Here is a 17,365-nt window from a genome sequence, read left to right as displayed (position 1 = left end):
CTTTCTCTCTACTGTTTTATTAACTTTTGAATGAAGCTTTTGGCTACACAAAATCGTTTCGCCAATTCCCGTTGCGATATTTCTTCATTCTCATACACTTGGATTATTTTTTCCCGCAAGTCCAGTGAGTAGGCTTTCATCTTTACACCCTCAACAGCTCCCCATTACTGTACCTCTGTTATTCGAGAAACGCTATATTATTCTTGATAATACCTCTTTTCATAAAGGAGGAAATATCAGAGAAATTATCGAAGAAGCTGGATGCGAAGTGTGGTATTTACCCGCCCTACTCACCAGATTTAAATAAAATAGAAAATTGGTAGGCTGTGTTAAAAACGTGGATGAAACAGAGAGTGAAGGAATTTGAAACCGTCAGGGAATGTGTAGATGCAGCCTTCAAGTATTGTCCTAATGTTTTTGCGTAATGCTATAGCGCAAGGAAATGCTTCATGAACGAGAACGCATTAAAGCTTTCAACTCCTGCCACACCGGCATCTGTCTCGAACCGGCTCGGCGCTGAGTGAAGATACCTTGACTCGGACTAAACAGCAACGCTAACACAAACAACCCGGATGTAACGAGAACAATAGCAGGGCCAGAAGGCACGTTATAAAAATAGCTGAGATACATACCGGCAATGCTAGAAATAACCCCAATGCCGGCACCTAAAATCATGACTAAATGGAGACGCGAAACTAATAGATAAGCCGTCGCGCCCGGTGTGATTAGCAGCGACAAAACTAAAATAACGCCTACAGATTTCATACTCGCCACTACTGTTAGGGCGATCAACACCATTAAGCCAAAATTAAGTAAATTAACGGGCAAACCCGCCGCCTGAGCGCCCGCCGGATCAAACGTATAGAACAGTAATTCTTTGTACAGCAGCACCACAACCACCATAACAATTGCGGCTATGATGGCCGTGTCTCGAACTTCTGAAGTTGTAACACCCAGAATGTTGCCAAACAAAAAGTGATTAAGATCAATTTTGTTGTCTTTCTGGATAACCGTAATTAATGTAATTCCCAGGGCGAAAAATGCCGAAAAAACAATGCCCATCGCCGCATCTTCTTTAATCGGTGAGCGGGTGCGAATCCAGGCAATTGCCATTGCACTGAGAATGCCGGCAATGAACGCCCCCACAAAAATATTGACGCCCAAAAAAAACGCAATTGCCAGTCCCGGCAACACAGAATGACTGATGGCATCCCCCAGTAAAGCGAGGCGCTGCACCATTAAATAACTGCCAACCACAGCGCAAATTGAGCCAACTAAAATGGCAATAATGAGTGAGCGCTGCATGAACCCATATTGTAGCGGCTCTATTAAAGCTTCAAGCATAAGAATTTATGATAAAAATGCCATAGTTTTAGGGGAGGTGGTAAAAAATTTCTTGTTCTCCGAAATTCGGCTGTGGGAATCTCGAACGCTCTGACTGATTAGGCTGCTTCAGAAAAGAACATGACTTGACCCCCGTAAGCGCGGTACAAGTTTTCTTGACTGAGAACTTGCTGCCGGCTGCCGGTTGCCACAACTTCAGTATTCAGCAAAATCAAATCATCAAAGTGAGTAATTGATGCCCCTAGATCATGGTTAACAACGAGGACAATTTTACCCTTTGATGCTAATTCATGGAAAATATCAAATATTACAGCTTGAGTCTTTTGATCAATGCCAACAAACGGCTCATCGAAACAAAAAACCTCTGCTTCTTGAGCGAGTGCTCTCGCCAGAAACACGCGCTGCTGCTGTCCACCGGAAAGATCGCCAATTCGCCGGTTGTGGTAGTCACTCATGCCAACGCGATCTAAGGCATTTGCAGCAACTTGCCGGCTGACTGTAGAGAAGCGGCGAAACCAGCCGGTTTTTCTGACGCGTCCCATCATCACCACATCCCAGACAGTGGCGGGGTAAGTCCAGTCAATTTGCGAACGTTGCGGCACATAAGCCACTTGCTGCAACTGTTCTGACAGGGTTTTCTCCCCGTAGAGAACTTGGCCACTGGTGGCAGGAACTAATCCTAGCATGGCCTTTAAGAGCGTACTTTTACCCGCACCGTTTGGCCCAATAATGCCGGTGAGTCGTCCGCCGCGCACAACACAGCTTGCATCGCGCAACGCCTCTACCGTGCGGTACTGGACACCTAAATGACTAACGGTAATCATGAGATCGGAACTTAATAGGGTGTCGTTAAATTGATGTCCGAGTTGGGATATATCAAGATCGCGGGATAACTTGACGGTCTTCATAACCTGCTCTGTTGGAATGCTTTCTTTACAGCCTACTGCAAAAATGAAAGGAATATGAAAAAATCTATAAAGAGAAATAATCCGAGAGATATACAAAAGTGATTACTCACACACGAAGCATCAGAAACCTTTGGCTGCCGGCAGTTGCGGTTGTTTTGGGACTTTGGTTTAGTGGGTGTGGTCCCCAGGGGGGAAATCGTGAAGCATCAACCAGTGGCAAGCCAAATGTGGTAGCCACGAGCACGATTATTGAGGATTTAACGGAAGAAGTGGCGGGGGATGAAATACAACTCACCGGCATCTTGCAACCGGGTGCAGATCCTCACGTTTACGAGCCGGTGCCAGCGGATAGTGTTGCCTTAGAAAAAGCAGATTTGATTCTTTACAACGGCTACAATTTGGAGCCTGGGTTAATTAAGTTGATGAATGCTGCCGGTAACAAAGCACGTAAGGTGCCGGTGGGAGAAGTTATCAAGTCTTTGCAATTAGATAAAGCAGGAGAAAAAGTCCCCGATCCGCACGTTTGGGGGGATGTTAAAAATGTGATTCAGATGGTGAATGTCATTCGTGATGAGTTGATTTCGCTTTCACCAGAAGATCGAGAGAAATTCACCCAAAATGCAACGCGACTGACAGGGGAATTAAAACAGTTGGATAATTGGATTGGCAAACAAATCGCGACCATTCCTGCCGATAAGCGCCGGCTCGTTACCACCCACGATGCTTTTCAATATTATGGACGGGCGTATCAACTAAAAATTATCGGAACATTGATTGGCATTAGTACCGAGGAGCAACCGAGCGCCCAGACTGTGCGAAAATTAGTGGATGCAGTCAAAGCAGCGGGTGTGCCGGCAATTTTTGCAGAAACAACGATTAACCCGGCGCTAATTACAACAGTCGCGGAGGAATCGGGCGTAAAATTAGCACCCAATCAACTTTATTCTGATTCAATTGGGGCCGGCGGTGGCGCGGGAGATTCTTATATCAAAATGATAGTTGCTAATACCCGCACAATTGTAGAAGCCTTGGGAGGAAAATCTACGCCCTTTGAGCCGGCAGCTCAACCTCAAAAATGATTATAAGAAACCTATTTTATAACAAAGTAGAAGAAAAATTGATTAAAAATTTATGAATTTTTTGAACTTTGCTAAAATCCATCAGGGAAAATCTTAGTTACTGAGGCATTTTTGTCTTCTCTAATTGAAATAATGTAAAAAGCTTGTTATGAACGGAACGACCCGTCCAATCGGTGTTGATTTGTTTGCCGGCGCGGGCGGCATGACTTTGGGATTTGAACAAGCAGGATTTGATGTACTAGCTGCGGTGGAACTTGATCCCATTCATTGCGCGACTCACGAGTTCAATTTCCCGTTTTGCTCAGTTTTGTGCCAGAGTGTTGCCGATACAAATGCAGACGAAATCAGAAATTTATCTGCAATAGGAAATCGCGAGATTGATGTTGTGTTCGGTGGCCCTCCCTGTCAAGGATTTTCTCTAATTGGCAAAAGGGCACTCGATGATCCTCGCAACTCCCTCGTTTTTCACTTTCTGCGGCTGGTTTTAGATCTCAAACCGAAATATTTTGTGATGGAAAACGTGCGAGGTCTCACCCTCGGAAAGCATCAGAAATTCTTGGAGGAGATTATAGAGAAATTTAGATTAAATGATTATGAAATAGAAGAAAATTATAAAGTTCTTAATGCCGCTTACTATGGCGTCCCCCAAAATCGGGAAAGATTGTTTCTTTTGGGATGTAAAAAAGGCTTAACTTTACCGCGATACCCTCAAGTGATTACCTACCCTGCAACATTAAGCGGTAAAAATTCCAGCAAATTATCTATGTTTCCCGCTTGCCCTACCGTCTGGGATGCGATAGGAGACTTACCGGAAGTCGAAGATTACCCAGAATTGCTCAGCAAAGATTGGGTGATTGCAGAGTATGGAAAGCCGAGTCAATATAGCGGTCAACTTCGTAATCCTTACCCTATAGAGGATGATTACTCCTACCGGCGACCATTTAATTCGCAACTGCTGACTTCTAGTTTGGGCACACAACATACCCTGGAATCCATCAAAAGATTCGCCGGCACCGTTGCCGGTAAAATAGAGCCAATCAGTCGCTTCCATAAGCTTGCTCCGCAAGGCATTTGCAATACACTAAGAGCCGGCACGGCAAGCAATCGCGGCGCTTTCACCTCTCCTCGACCTATTCATCCATTCACGCCGCGATGTATTACGGTACGGGAGGCAGCGCGGTTGCACTCATACCCCGACTGGTTTAGATTCCATGTGACAAAGTGGCACGGCTGCCGGCAAATAGGCAACTCGGTGCCACCTTTATTAGCGAAAGCTGTGGCATCAGAGATTATCCATGTTTTAAATGTACCCCTGCAGAAGCCGGCAGAAATTTGGCAAATGGGAGAAGAAAAGTTACTCCAACTCAATATGTCTCAAGCAGCTAAGCTTTACGGTGTAAATTCACAAGTCATAGAACCGAGAACCAAGAGCAAAAGGTAAAATTAACGAGGAGGAGAAGCAGCGGATTTCAGATAAAACCTAACCCAATCTTGACCCACACGAATGGTCAAATCAGATTCTAGCTCGCCCGTAGAATCCGATTCAATATTGCCAAACCCTAATACTTTTTTAAGCTGTACTGCCCCTTGTAAATCACCTTTTTGAACAATAATCTGCGTCTTGAGCAGCCGGTCGGGCCAATCTTGCACAAGATAAACATTATCAAAGCCCTGGTTTTGGAGATAGTTAACTGCAAACATTGCAATTTCAGGCGAATCAGAGGCATTTTGAATTGCAATTCTCAGGGGACTGCGTGATTGGCGTGCAGCAAAGTTATCGGTTTTAGACAAGTCTGCCTCACCTTCTTCCGGAACCTTTGGTTTAGGTGCGAGGGCAAAATAATCGCGCATGACCCGATCTCGCCCTTCATTATCCAAAATCCAGTAGCTAGCCTCATATTCTTCTGGATCGCTAAAACGACCGGGTAACATCACCATTTTTAAATCATCGGGTTGCAGTTGAAGACTAAAATTCATCAGCGCTAGCATTTCTTCTAGGCTGAGATTCGTATCAATATACTTTTGCATCACCCGGATAATTTGAGGCAACCGAGGCAGCACCGTTGAACTGGAAAGCCGGTTTCGCAATGCTTTTAGTAAACTCTGCTGCCGCTGTACCCGACCGATATCACCTTTATTTTCATTGCGGAACCGGGCAAACTTTTCGGCCTGTTCCCCATCGAGGGTTTGCCAACCTTCGGCTAAGTCAATATTGAGTTTTTGGGTTTCATCCACATAAGACATGGGGTGAGGCACAAACACCTCAACTCCACCGAGAAGATCCACTAATTCCCGAAAAGCGCCGGTGCTGACGCGCACATAGCGATCAACCGGCACGCCGTTGAGGTTGCGATTCACCATCCGCGCGGCTAAAGCTGCGCCTCCCTTAACATTTGCCTCATTAATTTTCTGCGTGCCAAATCCCGGAATTTCCACCTGAGTATCCCTAGGAATTGACAGCATATTCACCGTGTTTTCCTTCGGATTGACCCGCAGCAGCAGCATCGTATCACTGCGACCAGCAAAAATTTCTGGAGAGTTTTCCCGCGCTTTGGGAACGCGGTCAATCCCCATAATTAAAATATTGACGGGTCGTGTCAGCCGGTAATTAAAGGTTTCTTGCCACACATCCTGAAGCGATCGCCCTGGTGGCTCTTTAGGGCCAAGCGGTAGGGAAAAAGGTGTCATCAGTGCTAGTGTTGCCCCCAGCGTGGCCGACATCGTTGCCGTCAGAATTAATCCTAAACCCCACAACATAGACCGGCTTGCGATCCCAGTGAATTTCAACACCGGCATTCGTTTGCCGGCGCTTGCAGACTTCTGTGGTTTTTCCACAACTTCCGATTGTTGAGAGTCTGCACCCTCTTTAAACGGATCTACTCCTTCTACCACCTTGACCTCACTCGCAAAACCACAGCCTGCGCGTACGGTTAAATTAAAATCAACGCGACTGATTATAGCCTGGGTTTTTTAATACACAGCGCCGTACCGATTGTAGATTTTAAATTTTAGAGTGTCGTTTCGCCGGCCAAGGTTAAAACAGTCCTGACTGTTGAAATCCCACAGAGATATCTAAAAGATTGTCTCGGTGATCGGCCAGACTTAAACCCGATAAAATCCGCACCCTGACTGTTTTCGAGCTTTAGGCAGACCGTGAAAATTTAACCCGAATCAACTGGATAAAAGAGCGTTGCTGAACCCTTACCCAATTTACATTTACGGGGCAGAACCGCTGGGTCGTATCCTCCCAATGGAAGATTTATCACCGGCAGCTCGACAATCATCGGTTGATCTTCACTCCACAGACGCAGAAAGCGGAAAAACCTTGTAGTATAAGGCGAAGAAAGATTGAGCTTCGCAACGACCTAGAGCCAACCATGAATCGCTCCTTAATCCCTGTTATTCTTGCCGGCGGCAAAGGTGAACGCTTCTGGCCGCTCAGCCGGCGGCACCGGCCTAAACAATTTTTAAGTCTCGACGGCAGTGGCAAAAGTCTCCTACAAGCAACCGCAGACCGCCTCCTGGCACTTGCCGGCGGTTGGGACGGGTTGTGGGTTGTCACCTCTGCCCAGCTTGCGGAAGGCTTGGGGGAACAGCTTCCCCAGTTGCCGGAAGAAAACTTACTGATCGAGCCAGAAGGACGGGACACCGCGCCGGCAGTCGCTTGGGCAACCTTAGAAATTCAGCGCCGCTACGGGGATGATACTGTCATCGGCTTTTTCCCTGCCGATCACTGGATTGGGGATGAAGTGGCATTTGGGCAAACGATTAGCGCCGCAACCCAACTAGCGGCCTCTGAGGCATCAATCGTCACCCTCGGCATCAAGCCGAACCTTCCCTCCACCGGCTATGGCTACATTGAGCAAGGCGAAAGTGCCGGCACCTTTGAAGAATTGCCGGTTTATCGCGTTAGCCGGTTTACCGAAAAACCTGACCGGCAGACCGCCGAAAGGTTTTTATCAACGGGGCATTTTAGCTGGAATAGCGGGATGTTTATTTTCCGGGCCGGTGTTGTCCTGGCTGAACTCCGCACCCACGCGCCAATCCTGATGCAGCAGCTAGAAGCACAAGGACGCGATGCTTACCCGCAATTAGAAAAGATAAGTATTGACTACGCCTTGATGGAAAAAACCCAGTTGGCCTACGTGCTGCCGGCCTCCTTTGGCTGGGACGACCTCGGCGACTGGAATGCCATCGAACGCCTGCTCAAAGGAGACGCCGTCAATGTTGAATTAGCCACCCATGTTGGGCTAGACACCACCGGCGCGATTCTCTACGCCGCAGATTCAGAAGAGGTGATTGTCACGATCGGTTTAGAGGATGTCGTCGTTGTCCGCGATGGCAACGTCACTTTAATCGTCAAAAAAGATCGCACCCAAGACATCAAGCAGGTGATCAAAAGCCTACAGGCAGACGCCAAATTCGAGAATCTGCTGTAAGAATAAGTCTGGAGTCATTTGGTCATCGGGCTTACGGTTTGGGGAGAGCTTGTGGTATTCCTCCACAGAAATAAAACACTGCTTACCCCATGCCCTAATGCCCGATGCCCGATGCCCCATGCCCAATTCCCAATTCCCAATTCCCAATCACCATGTTTTCTTTAACCAGAACCAGTGGCCGCCAGGGAGAAATCATCGAAGTAGTCTTACGCAACGGCTGGGACTATATGCGAGTGCTGCTGACCGGCGGCAAATCCGATGAACCCAAACTGCCCACACCGGCTGTCCTGCGTAAAATCTTAGTGGAGTTGGGTCCGGTTTATGTCAAGTTGGGGCAACTTCTGAGCACGCGCCCGGATCTGCTGCCGGCACAATACATTGAGGCCCTCACCGATCTGCAAGCCAATGTGCCGCCGGTTCCTTGGTCAGAAGTGGAAGTGGTGATCCGGCAACAATTGCAGAAGCCTTTAGAAGAAGTTTTTGCCACCCTGGAACCGCGTGCAGTCGCTGCCGGCTCAATTGCCCAAACCCATAAAGCCACCTTAAGAGATGGCCGGCAAATCGCCTTAAAAGTCCAGCGTCCCGGCATTGATGTCGTTGTCGCCCAAGATATCTCTCTGATCCGGGCTTTGGCTGAATTAGTTGCCCTCACAGAGTTTGGCAAAGATTACGATGTTGTTGCTTTAGCCGACGAATTTGCCACCGCGCTTCAGGCAGAACTTGATTTCACCCAAGAAGCCAGTTACACAAATCAGTTGCGGCGCAATTTGTCAACCAGTCGTTGGTTTGACCCTACGCAATTGATGGTTCCAGAAATTATTTGGGAATTAACCACTGAAAAGTTATTGGTTTTAGAGTGGCTAGACGGAGCGCCATTACTATTAGCTGATTTAAATGTCGGTTCTAATAATGGGGATGTCAGGGCTAAGCGTAAAGCTGTAACCACCCTGCTATTCCGTGCTTTTTTTCAGCAAATATACATTGATGGATTCTTTCACGCTGACCCCCATCCTGGTAATTTGTTTTATCTCAGAGATGGCCGGCTCGCTTTGTTAGATTTTGGGATGATGGGCCGGCTTGACCCGCGCACCCAGCAAGTTTTGACAGAAATGCTGTTAGCAATTGTTGACTTAGATGCGGCACGATGCGCTCAGTTGACCATGCAATTGTCGGATTCTGCTGTTCCGGATAAGCTGTCAAACTTGGAAAACGACTTTGCGCGGATGCTGCGGAAATATTACAACATCAGCCTCTCGCAAATTAACTTTTCTCAAGTATTTTACGAAGTGCTGCAAGTCTCTCGTGAAAATAAAGTTCGCTTGCCTGGTAGCTTGGGATTGTATGCGAAAGCACTGGCAAACTTGGAAGGAGTCGCCCGTCAATTTGACCCAGACGTTAATTTACTCGATGAAGTTAAACCCTTAATTACAGACTTGTTTCGCCGGCAGCTTTTTGGCGACGATCCACTGCAAGCCGTATTGAGAACTGCACTCGATATAAAAAGTCTTTCTTTGCAATCTCCCCGTCAAGTTGAGTTATTGCTAGAGCGAGTTACTTCTGAAACGTTGCGGTGGAATTTAACGGTAAAAGAACTCGACGGGGTTCGCCGCACGATGGATGATTCAGCCAACCGGCTCTCTTTTAGCATTGTCGTTGGATCACTGATCATCGGGGCAGCCATTGTCTTTTCTAACGGCCAAAGTGTCGTTAGCAGTGCCCTATTTTACGCAGCGAGTTTTCTGGGATTGTGGTTAATTGTCAGCATTTTGAGATCAGGCCGGTTGAGGTAATTTTAAACTGGGTCTTATTTTTTTAATAAGATTTCTTGAGAACAGCAAGATTGCCGGCGCGAGAGTGGTGCGGCAGTAAGGGCAATTATGCGAAAATCAATTAAATTGCCACTGCCCGGAGTACCCACTATGCTCGTTGTCGGCACCATACTGCGGAATCGTTACGAAATCGTCAAACTGCTGGGAAGCGGTGGGTTTGGCGAAACCTATTTGGCAAACGATTTAGATATTCCCGTCACCCCGAAGCCTAAATGTGTCGTCAAGCGGCTTCACCCCCAAACTATCGAACCGGATATCCAGCGGTTATTTCAAAAAGAAGCAGAAATTTTATATAAACTCGCGCAAAACCATGAGCGCATTCCCAAGCTGTTTGCCTATTTTGAAGAAAATCAAGAATTTTATCTCATTCAAGAATTTATCGAAGGGCATGACTTAAGCAAAGAATTGAGTCCAGGCAAAAAGTTAAGCGAAACCTATGCGATTAAATTATTACAGGATATTTTAGAAATCCTGGCCTATGTTCATCAGAACAATATCATCCATCGAGATATTAAGCCCCAGAATATCATGCGGCGAACAGATGGCAAGTTGATGCTAATTGACTTTGGTGCAGTTAAGGAGATTGGCATCCAGAAGACAATTTTATCAGGGAAAACTAGCCGCACGGTTTCTATTGGAACTCACGGCTATATGCCCAGTGAACAGGCAATGGGTAAACCAAAACCAAGCAGCGATATTTACGCACTGGGGAGGACAGTTATTTTTGCTTTGACTGGCATCGAGCCTTACTTACTCGAAGAAGATAATGAGGGTGAAGTGATTTGGAAAAATCATGCTTCTGTGAGTGACGCTTTAGCAGACATTTTAAGCAAAATGGTGCGAGATCACTTTACTGGGCGCTATGCGAATGCGACAGAAGCTTTGGAAGCACTGAATTCTTTCGTGTCAGGATCAGCGTTGCCAACAGCCCCATCTCAAATGAAGACTATTATCTCGGCACCAGTCCTTCCAACTCCTTCCGTCCCATCTCCACCGAGTAAAGCGAGCGCAGCACCCATCCTTCCAACTTCCTCTTTTCAATTCACAGGAGAATTTGTTAACCGGCAGCAAGGACAAGCTGACATTTTTGCAGAAAAACTCGGCAACAATGTCAGTTTGGAAATGGTGTCAATTCCGGGCGGCACATTTCTCATGGGTTCTCCAATAACGGAAAAAGAGCGATGTAGCGATGAAAGTCCGCAGCATCGGGTAACGATACAGCCGTTTTTCCTAGGAAAATATCCTGTCACTCAAGCGCAGTGGGAATTAGTGATGGGCAATAAACCCGCTAAATTTAAAGGCAATAACAGGCCGGTGGAACAGGTATCTTGGAATAATGCTATTGAATTTTGCCAGAAACTGTCGCAAATAACAGGGCGCAACTATTGCTTACCCAGCGAGGCTGAATGGGAATACGCCTGCCGCGCTGGCACCACTACACCGTTTCACTTTGGCAAAACTCTGACTCCAGATTTAGCCAACTATAATGGCAACTACTACTCTTTCGGCGGCCTTTACTGCTGGGAACTAGAAGGCGTTTACCGGCAACAAACAACCGATGTTGGGAGTTTCCGCCCCAACGCATTCGGGCTGTATGATATGCACGGCAATGTTTGGGAGTGGTGTCAAGATGTCTGGCATGAAAATTATAACGGTGCGCCTTCTGATGGCAGTGCTTGGGAAAGTGGTGGAGATAGCAATCGCCGGTTGCTGCGTGGAGGTTCTTGGTACAACTACCCCAGGAACTGCCGCGCTGCCTATCGTAGCGGTATCGTGCCGGACTTCAGGTACGTCGGCATCGGTTTTCGGGTGGCACTCGTTCCCGCGAGGACTATTTAACCCTTTTCTCTGTTACTCTTTTACCCTTTTTTTTAGCGTTTGATTTCACCGGCAATTAAAACACCAATTCTAAAACTATTGAAGTTTAGGGTGATCATCTCCTATCAATTGTTTTGATAAAGCACTGAGTCACATATTCCAGAATGACGGGTTGTCGCGTTAACCCTGATTCGCTGGGTTCAAAAAGTGATGCGACATGAAGCGAAGCATCATTAATTCGGGGCTGACGATGCCGGCTTTGCGCCAGTTAACGAATGTATCCGATAATTTACACAATTTTACATAAATTAGTCACTTTTTCTTCCTGATACTCTCTTTTCTGTCAGAAATAACTTCGTTATCACTAACCCTGAAACGAAAAATTAAGTTATGGCAAGCGATCCAAAAACCTATCAATTTGATCTTCCCACCACAAACCGGCCAACAGACGCTTCAATTCCCGAAACTTGGTATCCCGGCATTCGTAATCATTGGTCAGGATGTACAACGCAACGAGATGTCCATCCCATTGACGGCATTAAAGCAGTTGTCATTCACGCAACAGCCGGCGCGAGTTCCGAAGGCGCAATTTCAGTTATGCGAGACGGCAAAGCCAGTTTTCATTGGTTGGTTCCAGATGAGAATGAGCCTCAGCATGGTCAATTAATTTGGGCCTGTGTACCTGAAACCCTTGCAGCATGGCACGTTCGCAGCCAAGTGTCACACCCAGATGTGAATGCCGGCAAAACGAAAGTCAATCACTGGTCTTTGGGAATCGAAGTTGTCAACGCACAAACAAAAGCGGACACGTTTTCAGATTGGCAGATTGCTGTGACAGCAAAAATTGTTCGTTACTGTTGGGCAAAGTATCCCAATCTTCGCCATATTGTCTCTCATGCAAAGCTCGATCCAACACGTCGTAGCGATCCAGGTGTTAACTTTCCTTGGGATAAATTCAAGAATTTAGTTTTATCTTCAAATGAGCAAGCACCTTTTGCTGCTTTCACCACTACGGCTAGAAATGCCGATGATATTTCTCCAAGTGCCGGCGATTCAAATTGCTGCTTTTAGGCTTAGAATATCTGAGCTTATATTCTGGAGTCCACGCTTTCTGTCGGCATGGATTTCTTTCGGTAGCAATTATTTCAGAATCGTCCAAAATTTGTGAGGTCAAATCATGAAAGTTATTCAGGGTGTTCCCTACTTCTCGCAACTAGACAATAAGTTTGAACCCTACACAGCTTGTAACGTGACATCGCTCGCTATGTGCCTTTGGCACTTGGGAGTTCGAGGTAACGGCAGCCAGCGTCAATTAGAGGACGAACTCTATACACGTGCTGTTGATAACGGCTGGAATCGTTTTACGACGTCAGGTTTGAAGGGGATTGCTGAAAGTTATGCCGGCATCAAAGACGATCTCACTGAAAAAGGCACTCTCAAAGATATCCGAGAAGCCATTGATCAGGAAAAAATTTGTATCGTACACGGTTTTTTTACAGCAGTCGGTCATATTCTCGTGATCAAGGGATACACCGACAATGGATTTATCGTTAACGATCCAAATGGAGAATGGTCTCCCTGGACTTATGACAAGAATGAGGCAGGAGGTAACAATAAAAAGGGAGAAAGTGTTGAGTATTCTAACAAAGCTATTACAGCCTGCTGCGATAGTTGGAGTATCGGTGAGGCAGAAATTCGCTATTTTTCGCTAAGCGATTCTCAAGCAGAAAAAGAAGCAGAAACAATTTGGCTGCACCGCATCTATAAAGATAAAACCAGACTTGGATAAAGTGTTTTTAGCAATGGATTTGGTTGACATTTAATCACGCAATTAGCTTAAATTATTAAGGCATAATTGCAATTATTTTCGTCAATCAAATCCCATGACACCGGCAGCAATCAAGCAGTTATTTACTTATCCCATTAAAGGTCTGACGCCCCATGAGTGTGAGCGCGTCACCCTGGAAGCAGGGCATGGCATTCCCGGCGATCGCGCCTTTGCTTTAATGTACGTCGAAGCAGATAAGATTTCTGACCCTCAAGAAAGCATTCCCTGGCTGCCTAAAGGCAATTTTGCCATGCAGAACGATTGGCCTGGTTTAGCCGGCCTAGAGTGCCACTACGAGCCGCAAACAGGCAATTTAAGTGTTCACCGGCAGGGGGTTCCCCTATTCGTGGCAGACACCGGCACACCGGCAGGACGCGAACTCATCGGGGCATTTTTCACCGGATACCTGGCTTCCCTCGACCCCACCGCAACCGCACGGCACCCAGAGAAAGCCCCCCTGCGCCTCGTCGGCAGTGGCACCGGCACGACACGCTATCCCGACCGGCAGCCAGTGCATATTTCCCTCGTCAGTCAGGCAAGCCTTGATGCAATCACAACAGAAGCCGGTCAGCCGGTTGACGCCCGCCGATTTCGTCCGAACATCGTCATAGACGGCGTATCCGCTTGGGAAGAATTCAACTGGATCGGGAAAGAATTGCAGATCGGAGAATGCCGAATTGCCATCTCTGCCAGGATTGGCCGGTGTGCGAACATAGACGTTAATCCCGAAACCGGCGAACGCGATATTCCCCTATTCTCCTTACTTCCCCAAAAATTTGGCCACGCCCAAACCGGCGTTTTAGCCACCGTAATTGCCGGTGGCCCTATCGCGGTTGGTGAGCTTTTAAATCATCCCTAGAAGCGTTAGCGCCCTTGCAATTACGGTGTTGGGGTTGCTGATTCTGACTTGACGCAGTTCAACGTCCGCAGAGTCGCCGCAGCTGCGTAGTTACGGCGTGCCGCTTGATCTGGGTAGAAGGCGTTGCCGGTTTCATTCAGTGGGGAAGCGACATTACAATAGCCAGACATCTGAGTGATTAGGGGAGCTGCCCAGTGAGTTGAGGTGTCTGAGAAAACTTTAGGCGTTTGTTTGGCACCCAGTGTCGTGGGCAGTCCGCGCAGCGATTTGCCCTTTTCTGCCGCCCGTCGCAACACGGCCATCATTTCGGCCCGTGTCACCGACTGTGCCGGTCGGAAGGTGCCATCTTGATAACCACTGATCAAGTTGTTATCCCGTGCCCATTGAATCTTCGCTGCACTCCAGCGCGAGGTCTCCACATCCGGATAGGGGCTGGATGTCGCTTGAGTGGGGAGGGTGATATTGGCATTGGGGACGTTCTTCAAAGATTCCACCACCAAAGACACCAATTGCTCACGGGTTAAGGTTTCTTGCGGGCGGAAGGTATTGTCAGAAAAGCCGGCAACAAATCCTAGTTCCACAGCTTGATCGATTTCCTTGCCGTAAACATCCGTGCGGATGTCTGCGAATTTGGTTCCGCCGGTGTTACCCCCATCTGTTGGGGTGGCACCTAATGCTTGATCGCTGGTAAAGTAAATGTGCCCTAAAGTCTTGCCATCATAACTTCTTTTCGTCATCCGCCAGCCGGGATTCAGAACGATTTTAGAAAAATCATTGGAAACGCCATTCGTTCTTCCGATTTCAATCACAGGTGCATTTCGACTCGTGCTCGATCCCACCAGTCGCACATCTCCATCTCGCTTAACAACCCGCAGGCTGTACTGCAATCCTAAATCTTGATCCGCCATTCGGATAGAGTAGCCGTTACTGTCCAAGCTGCGCGAACAGATGCCGGTGAAGTCAAAGTTCAGCAGCAGCGGTTGCACCTGCACAGGACTCGACCCGCTTTCATTCCAGCAGGGACGTGCGCTCGATAGCTGTTCGATCACCAGCAGTTTATAAGTATTATTAGCAAGAGGTTGAGCCACCGCGACGAATTTATTTTGGTCAACTTCTGTTTTGCCAAAAGTTGCAGCGAGAAGTGGGCTTAAAGCGGTGATTGTTGAGAGGGCTGCTACGGTAAAGGCAGCGAATTTAACGGGAAAAGATGTTTTCATGGTGTCTGGGTTAAATTAAGCGGTTGGGTGGAGTGGGGTGCAAGGTAACTTTGTCTATGTATCGATTATTTCTGAGCGGCTTTCAACTGTTAAGAACATACGTTATGGTTTCTCAACTGTCTAGTAGGTTCTAAGCCGCAACTTACGTCCTTTTGAAGGGGGGAATGCTTCACCGGCATCCTTTTCAGGTTGTTTTTAGATGGTTTGCCGGCACCGCCTCCGGGAACTTTCCTTGTTGCAGTTAACAAACTGTCCAAATTTAGAAAGTTATTCCGGTTTAGGATAGCGAATAACTGCGCTGTGAGAGCGAACAAACAACGTCTACTCGCTGGACGGTTCTCGTTTGAGATGTGCTTACTTCAATCTCTAGGCTATTATCACCCTTATTGGTAATTGCTGAACTTATCTTTTAGAAGAAGTTGCAAACAGCCTTGTTTCATCAAGATTCTTAAGAAAATATTAAGACAATCGAATAGTGTGTAATTATAAGCTTTACCGCTCACTAATGAACGCCTAGCGCCGAGAAGACAATTTGGCCACTGCTAGAGAAAAACAAAACAGATGAAGTCGCTGGTTTTTGGAACTTCCCCTCAGCCCACCTCGTCCAAACACTAGACTATTCAGTGACTGTAGCGGCGCTATTTTAGGTGGCAGGCTCCGCTATAAGCTGACAAAAATACTGTTATCCAGCGATATTTGGGTTTCAAGCTCACAACGAGGATTTCTCAAAAAAGCAGTGAAGCTAACTCAAATTCGGAATCAAGCTTAATCGAAACCTGGGTGATTTTTAGCGGCAATTATTCCTAAAATTGCGTTCAGCTATGAATTTAAGTGGATTTTTATCAAATAAAAAATCCAGCATAGTTGATTATGCTGGATTTTTTATTATTCAAAGATTCAAGCAAAAACCTCAAGCTTTATCGATGAAGTTTTTTACGCCATCTTTAACGTCTTCTTTAGCGTGCATATTTGCCGCTTGTTCTTGTTTTACTTGACCTTCAACTTTGTCTTTCGGGTCACCTGTGACTTCACTCACCGCTTCTTGAATTTTACCTTCTATGTTTTTGGCAGTCGCTGCCGCTCTATCTTCAATGCTCATATTGTTCTCCGTTTTATTGAGTTTTGACTAAGAGGCTTTGTCATGCATTCATCTTAAGCAATTGAAAGAATAAGCAGCCTCTCTCTACAGTTAGACTTTTTTTAGACTATCTACCGAAAGGTAGAAGACGCAATCGGTGAACAATGAAGCTTAGGAGAAAATGTGATAATCGAGACAACTGTCTACGTTTCGCCTTTTACTTGTTCAAGATCGGTGGGGGTGTTGCAATTAAACAGCATTTGCCTATCGCTCACCGGCACCTCTTGCACAGGATATTGGGATAACCAGCGCTGAAATGATCGGCCCCCCTGGTTGATAAAGCCTGTGAGTGCCGGCAGACAACTGTGCCGGTAGAAGCCGCACAACGGTTGCCAGCCCTTGGCATCTCGCGGCAGCAAGGCAATCGCATCATCCTTGACATCATCCAGCAGCCCTATCCAACTCTGCAAAACCTCAACTTGCAACCGAGGCAGATCGCAAGCGAGTACCAGTACCCATTGTGTTTCCACCTGTGTCAATCCTTGGGCCAACCCCACCAGTGGCCCGTGGGGTTCCGTCTCGTCAGCCAAAGGCACCTCTCGGATAAACCGGCAGCTATTGGGCAAGATATCTTGATATCGTTCCGGCCAAGGTGTCACGACATACACCGGCGACGCGCACTTCACAGCAATCTCATAAACCTGTTTGAGTAGTGGAACGCCTTGAGGTGCAATCAAAGCCTTATCCCGTCCCATGCGGGAACTTTGGCCCCCCGCCAGCACAATCGCACTCAGCCCCTGATCGCTTTTTTCTACTTGCATAATTAATTTGCCAGAGTGAAATCTTATTCAAAATTTTAAGTTTTTCTGTAACTTAATTCCTCTGAAAGTGAGAGACTGTATTTTAGTAAGATTACCCTAGCCAAGTTAAATTTTGAAAATATTCCGATTGGGCCTGACTGTGCGA

General features: G+C 46.9%; 15 protein-coding genes and 1 pseudogene. 10 read left to right on the top strand and 6 right to left on the bottom strand.

Annotation, left to right across the window (positions count from 1 at the left end; all coding sequences use genetic code 11):
* Positions 1–196 precede the first annotated feature (196 nt).
* Positions 197–425: pseudogene (locus H6F56_RS26340) on the top strand (transposase); the annotation flags it as partial.
* 22 nt (positions 426–447) lie between these two features.
* Here H6F56_RS26340 and H6F56_RS13650 read toward each other — a convergent pair.
* Positions 448–1,344, bottom strand: a complete 897-nt coding sequence (locus H6F56_RS13650) for a metal ABC transporter permease (RefSeq protein WP_190669034.1) — start codon at positions 1,342–1,344, stop codon at positions 448–450.
* Positions 1,345–1,442: 98 nt separating this feature from the next.
* Complete coding sequence (locus H6F56_RS13645) at positions 1,443–2,168, bottom strand: metal ABC transporter ATP-binding protein (RefSeq protein ID WP_242031997.1); 726 nt, start codon at positions 2,166–2,168, stop codon at positions 1,443–1,445.
* A gap of 182 nt (positions 2,169–2,350) precedes the next feature.
* Here H6F56_RS13645 and H6F56_RS13640 point away from each other — a divergent pair, with 182 nt between their 5' ends.
* Complete coding sequence (locus tag H6F56_RS13640) at positions 2,351–3,331, top strand: metal ABC transporter substrate-binding protein (RefSeq protein ID WP_309236525.1); 981 nt, start codon at positions 2,351–2,353, stop codon at positions 3,329–3,331.
* Between the two features lie 148 nt (positions 3,332–3,479).
* Positions 3,480–4,772: a DNA cytosine methyltransferase gene (locus H6F56_RS13635; protein ID WP_190669030.1), complete on the top strand. Its 1,293-nt coding sequence runs from the start codon at positions 3,480–3,482 to the stop codon at positions 4,770–4,772.
* Between the two features lie 2 nt (positions 4,773–4,774).
* On the opposite strand, the gene H6F56_RS13630 is transcribed toward H6F56_RS13635, so the two are convergent.
* Complete coding sequence (locus H6F56_RS13630) at positions 4,775–6,223, bottom strand: LCP family protein (RefSeq protein WP_309236524.1); 1,449 nt, start codon at positions 6,221–6,223, stop codon at positions 4,775–4,777.
* Between the two features lie 298 nt (positions 6,224–6,521).
* Between H6F56_RS13630 and H6F56_RS13625 the strand changes: the two genes are divergently transcribed.
* The 7 genes from H6F56_RS13625 to H6F56_RS13595 all read left to right on the top strand — a co-directional run bounded on the left by H6F56_RS13625 (position 6,522) and on the right by H6F56_RS13595 (position 14,104).
* Positions 6,522–6,662: a hypothetical protein gene (locus H6F56_RS13625; protein WP_190669029.1), complete on the top strand. Its 141-nt coding sequence runs from the start codon at positions 6,522–6,524 to the stop codon at positions 6,660–6,662.
* Positions 6,663–6,708: 46 nt separating this feature from the next.
* Positions 6,709–7,770: a mannose-1-phosphate guanylyltransferase gene (locus H6F56_RS13620; protein ID WP_190669027.1), complete on the top strand. Its 1,062-nt coding sequence runs from the start codon at positions 6,709–6,711 to the stop codon at positions 7,768–7,770.
* A gap of 152 nt (positions 7,771–7,922) precedes the next feature.
* The gene (locus H6F56_RS13615; RefSeq protein ID WP_190669025.1) at positions 7,923–9,560 is read left to right on the top strand and encodes an ABC1 kinase family protein; all 1,638 of its coding nucleotides are present in this window, start codon (positions 7,923–7,925) and stop codon (positions 9,558–9,560) included.
* A gap of 87 nt (positions 9,561–9,647) precedes the next feature.
* The gene (locus H6F56_RS13610; RefSeq protein WP_242031993.1) at positions 9,648–11,438 is read left to right on the top strand and encodes a bifunctional serine/threonine-protein kinase/formylglycine-generating enzyme family protein; all 1,791 of its coding nucleotides are present in this window, start codon (positions 9,648–9,650) and stop codon (positions 11,436–11,438) included.
* A 369-nt stretch (positions 11,439–11,807) separates the two neighbouring features.
* Positions 11,808–12,488 (top strand): N-acetylmuramoyl-L-alanine amidase, encoded by a 681-nt coding sequence (locus H6F56_RS13605; protein WP_190669023.1) that lies wholly within the window; start codon positions 11,808–11,810, stop codon positions 12,486–12,488.
* Positions 12,489–12,594: 106 nt separating this feature from the next.
* Complete coding sequence (locus H6F56_RS13600) at positions 12,595–13,206, top strand: C39 family peptidase (RefSeq protein WP_190669021.1); 612 nt, start codon at positions 12,595–12,597, stop codon at positions 13,204–13,206.
* A gap of 94 nt (positions 13,207–13,300) precedes the next feature.
* A complete protein-coding gene (locus H6F56_RS13595) occupies positions 13,301–14,104 on the top strand; it encodes an MOSC domain-containing protein (protein ID WP_190669019.1) in 804 nt (267 codons plus the stop codon).
* Between the two features lie 20 nt (positions 14,105–14,124).
* On the opposite strand, the gene H6F56_RS13590 is transcribed toward H6F56_RS13595, so the two are convergent.
* The 3 genes from H6F56_RS13590 to H6F56_RS13580 all read right to left on the bottom strand — a co-directional run bounded on the left by H6F56_RS13590 (position 14,125) and on the right by H6F56_RS13580 (position 17,220).
* On the bottom strand, positions 14,125–15,321 hold the full coding sequence (locus H6F56_RS13590; RefSeq protein ID WP_190669017.1) for a DUF3747 domain-containing protein: 1,197 nt from the start codon (positions 15,319–15,321) through the stop codon (positions 14,125–14,127).
* Between the two features lie 910 nt (positions 15,322–16,231).
* The gene (locus H6F56_RS13585) at positions 16,232–16,420 is read right to left on the bottom strand and encodes a CsbD family protein (RefSeq protein ID WP_190669015.1); all 189 of its coding nucleotides are present in this window, start codon (positions 16,418–16,420) and stop codon (positions 16,232–16,234) included.
* A 182-nt stretch (positions 16,421–16,602) separates the two neighbouring features.
* Positions 16,603–17,220: a molybdenum cofactor guanylyltransferase gene (locus H6F56_RS13580; protein ID WP_190669013.1), complete on the bottom strand. Its 618-nt coding sequence runs from the start codon at positions 17,218–17,220 to the stop codon at positions 16,603–16,605.
* Positions 17,221–17,365 lie beyond the last annotated feature (145 nt).

Origin of the sequence: Microcoleus sp. FACHB-672 (assembly GCF_014695725.1) — a bacterium.
Taxonomy (GTDB): Bacteria; Cyanobacteriota; Cyanobacteriia; order Cyanobacteriales; family Oscillatoriaceae; genus FACHB-68.
This window is presented reverse-complemented; position numbering and strand designations above follow the sequence as displayed.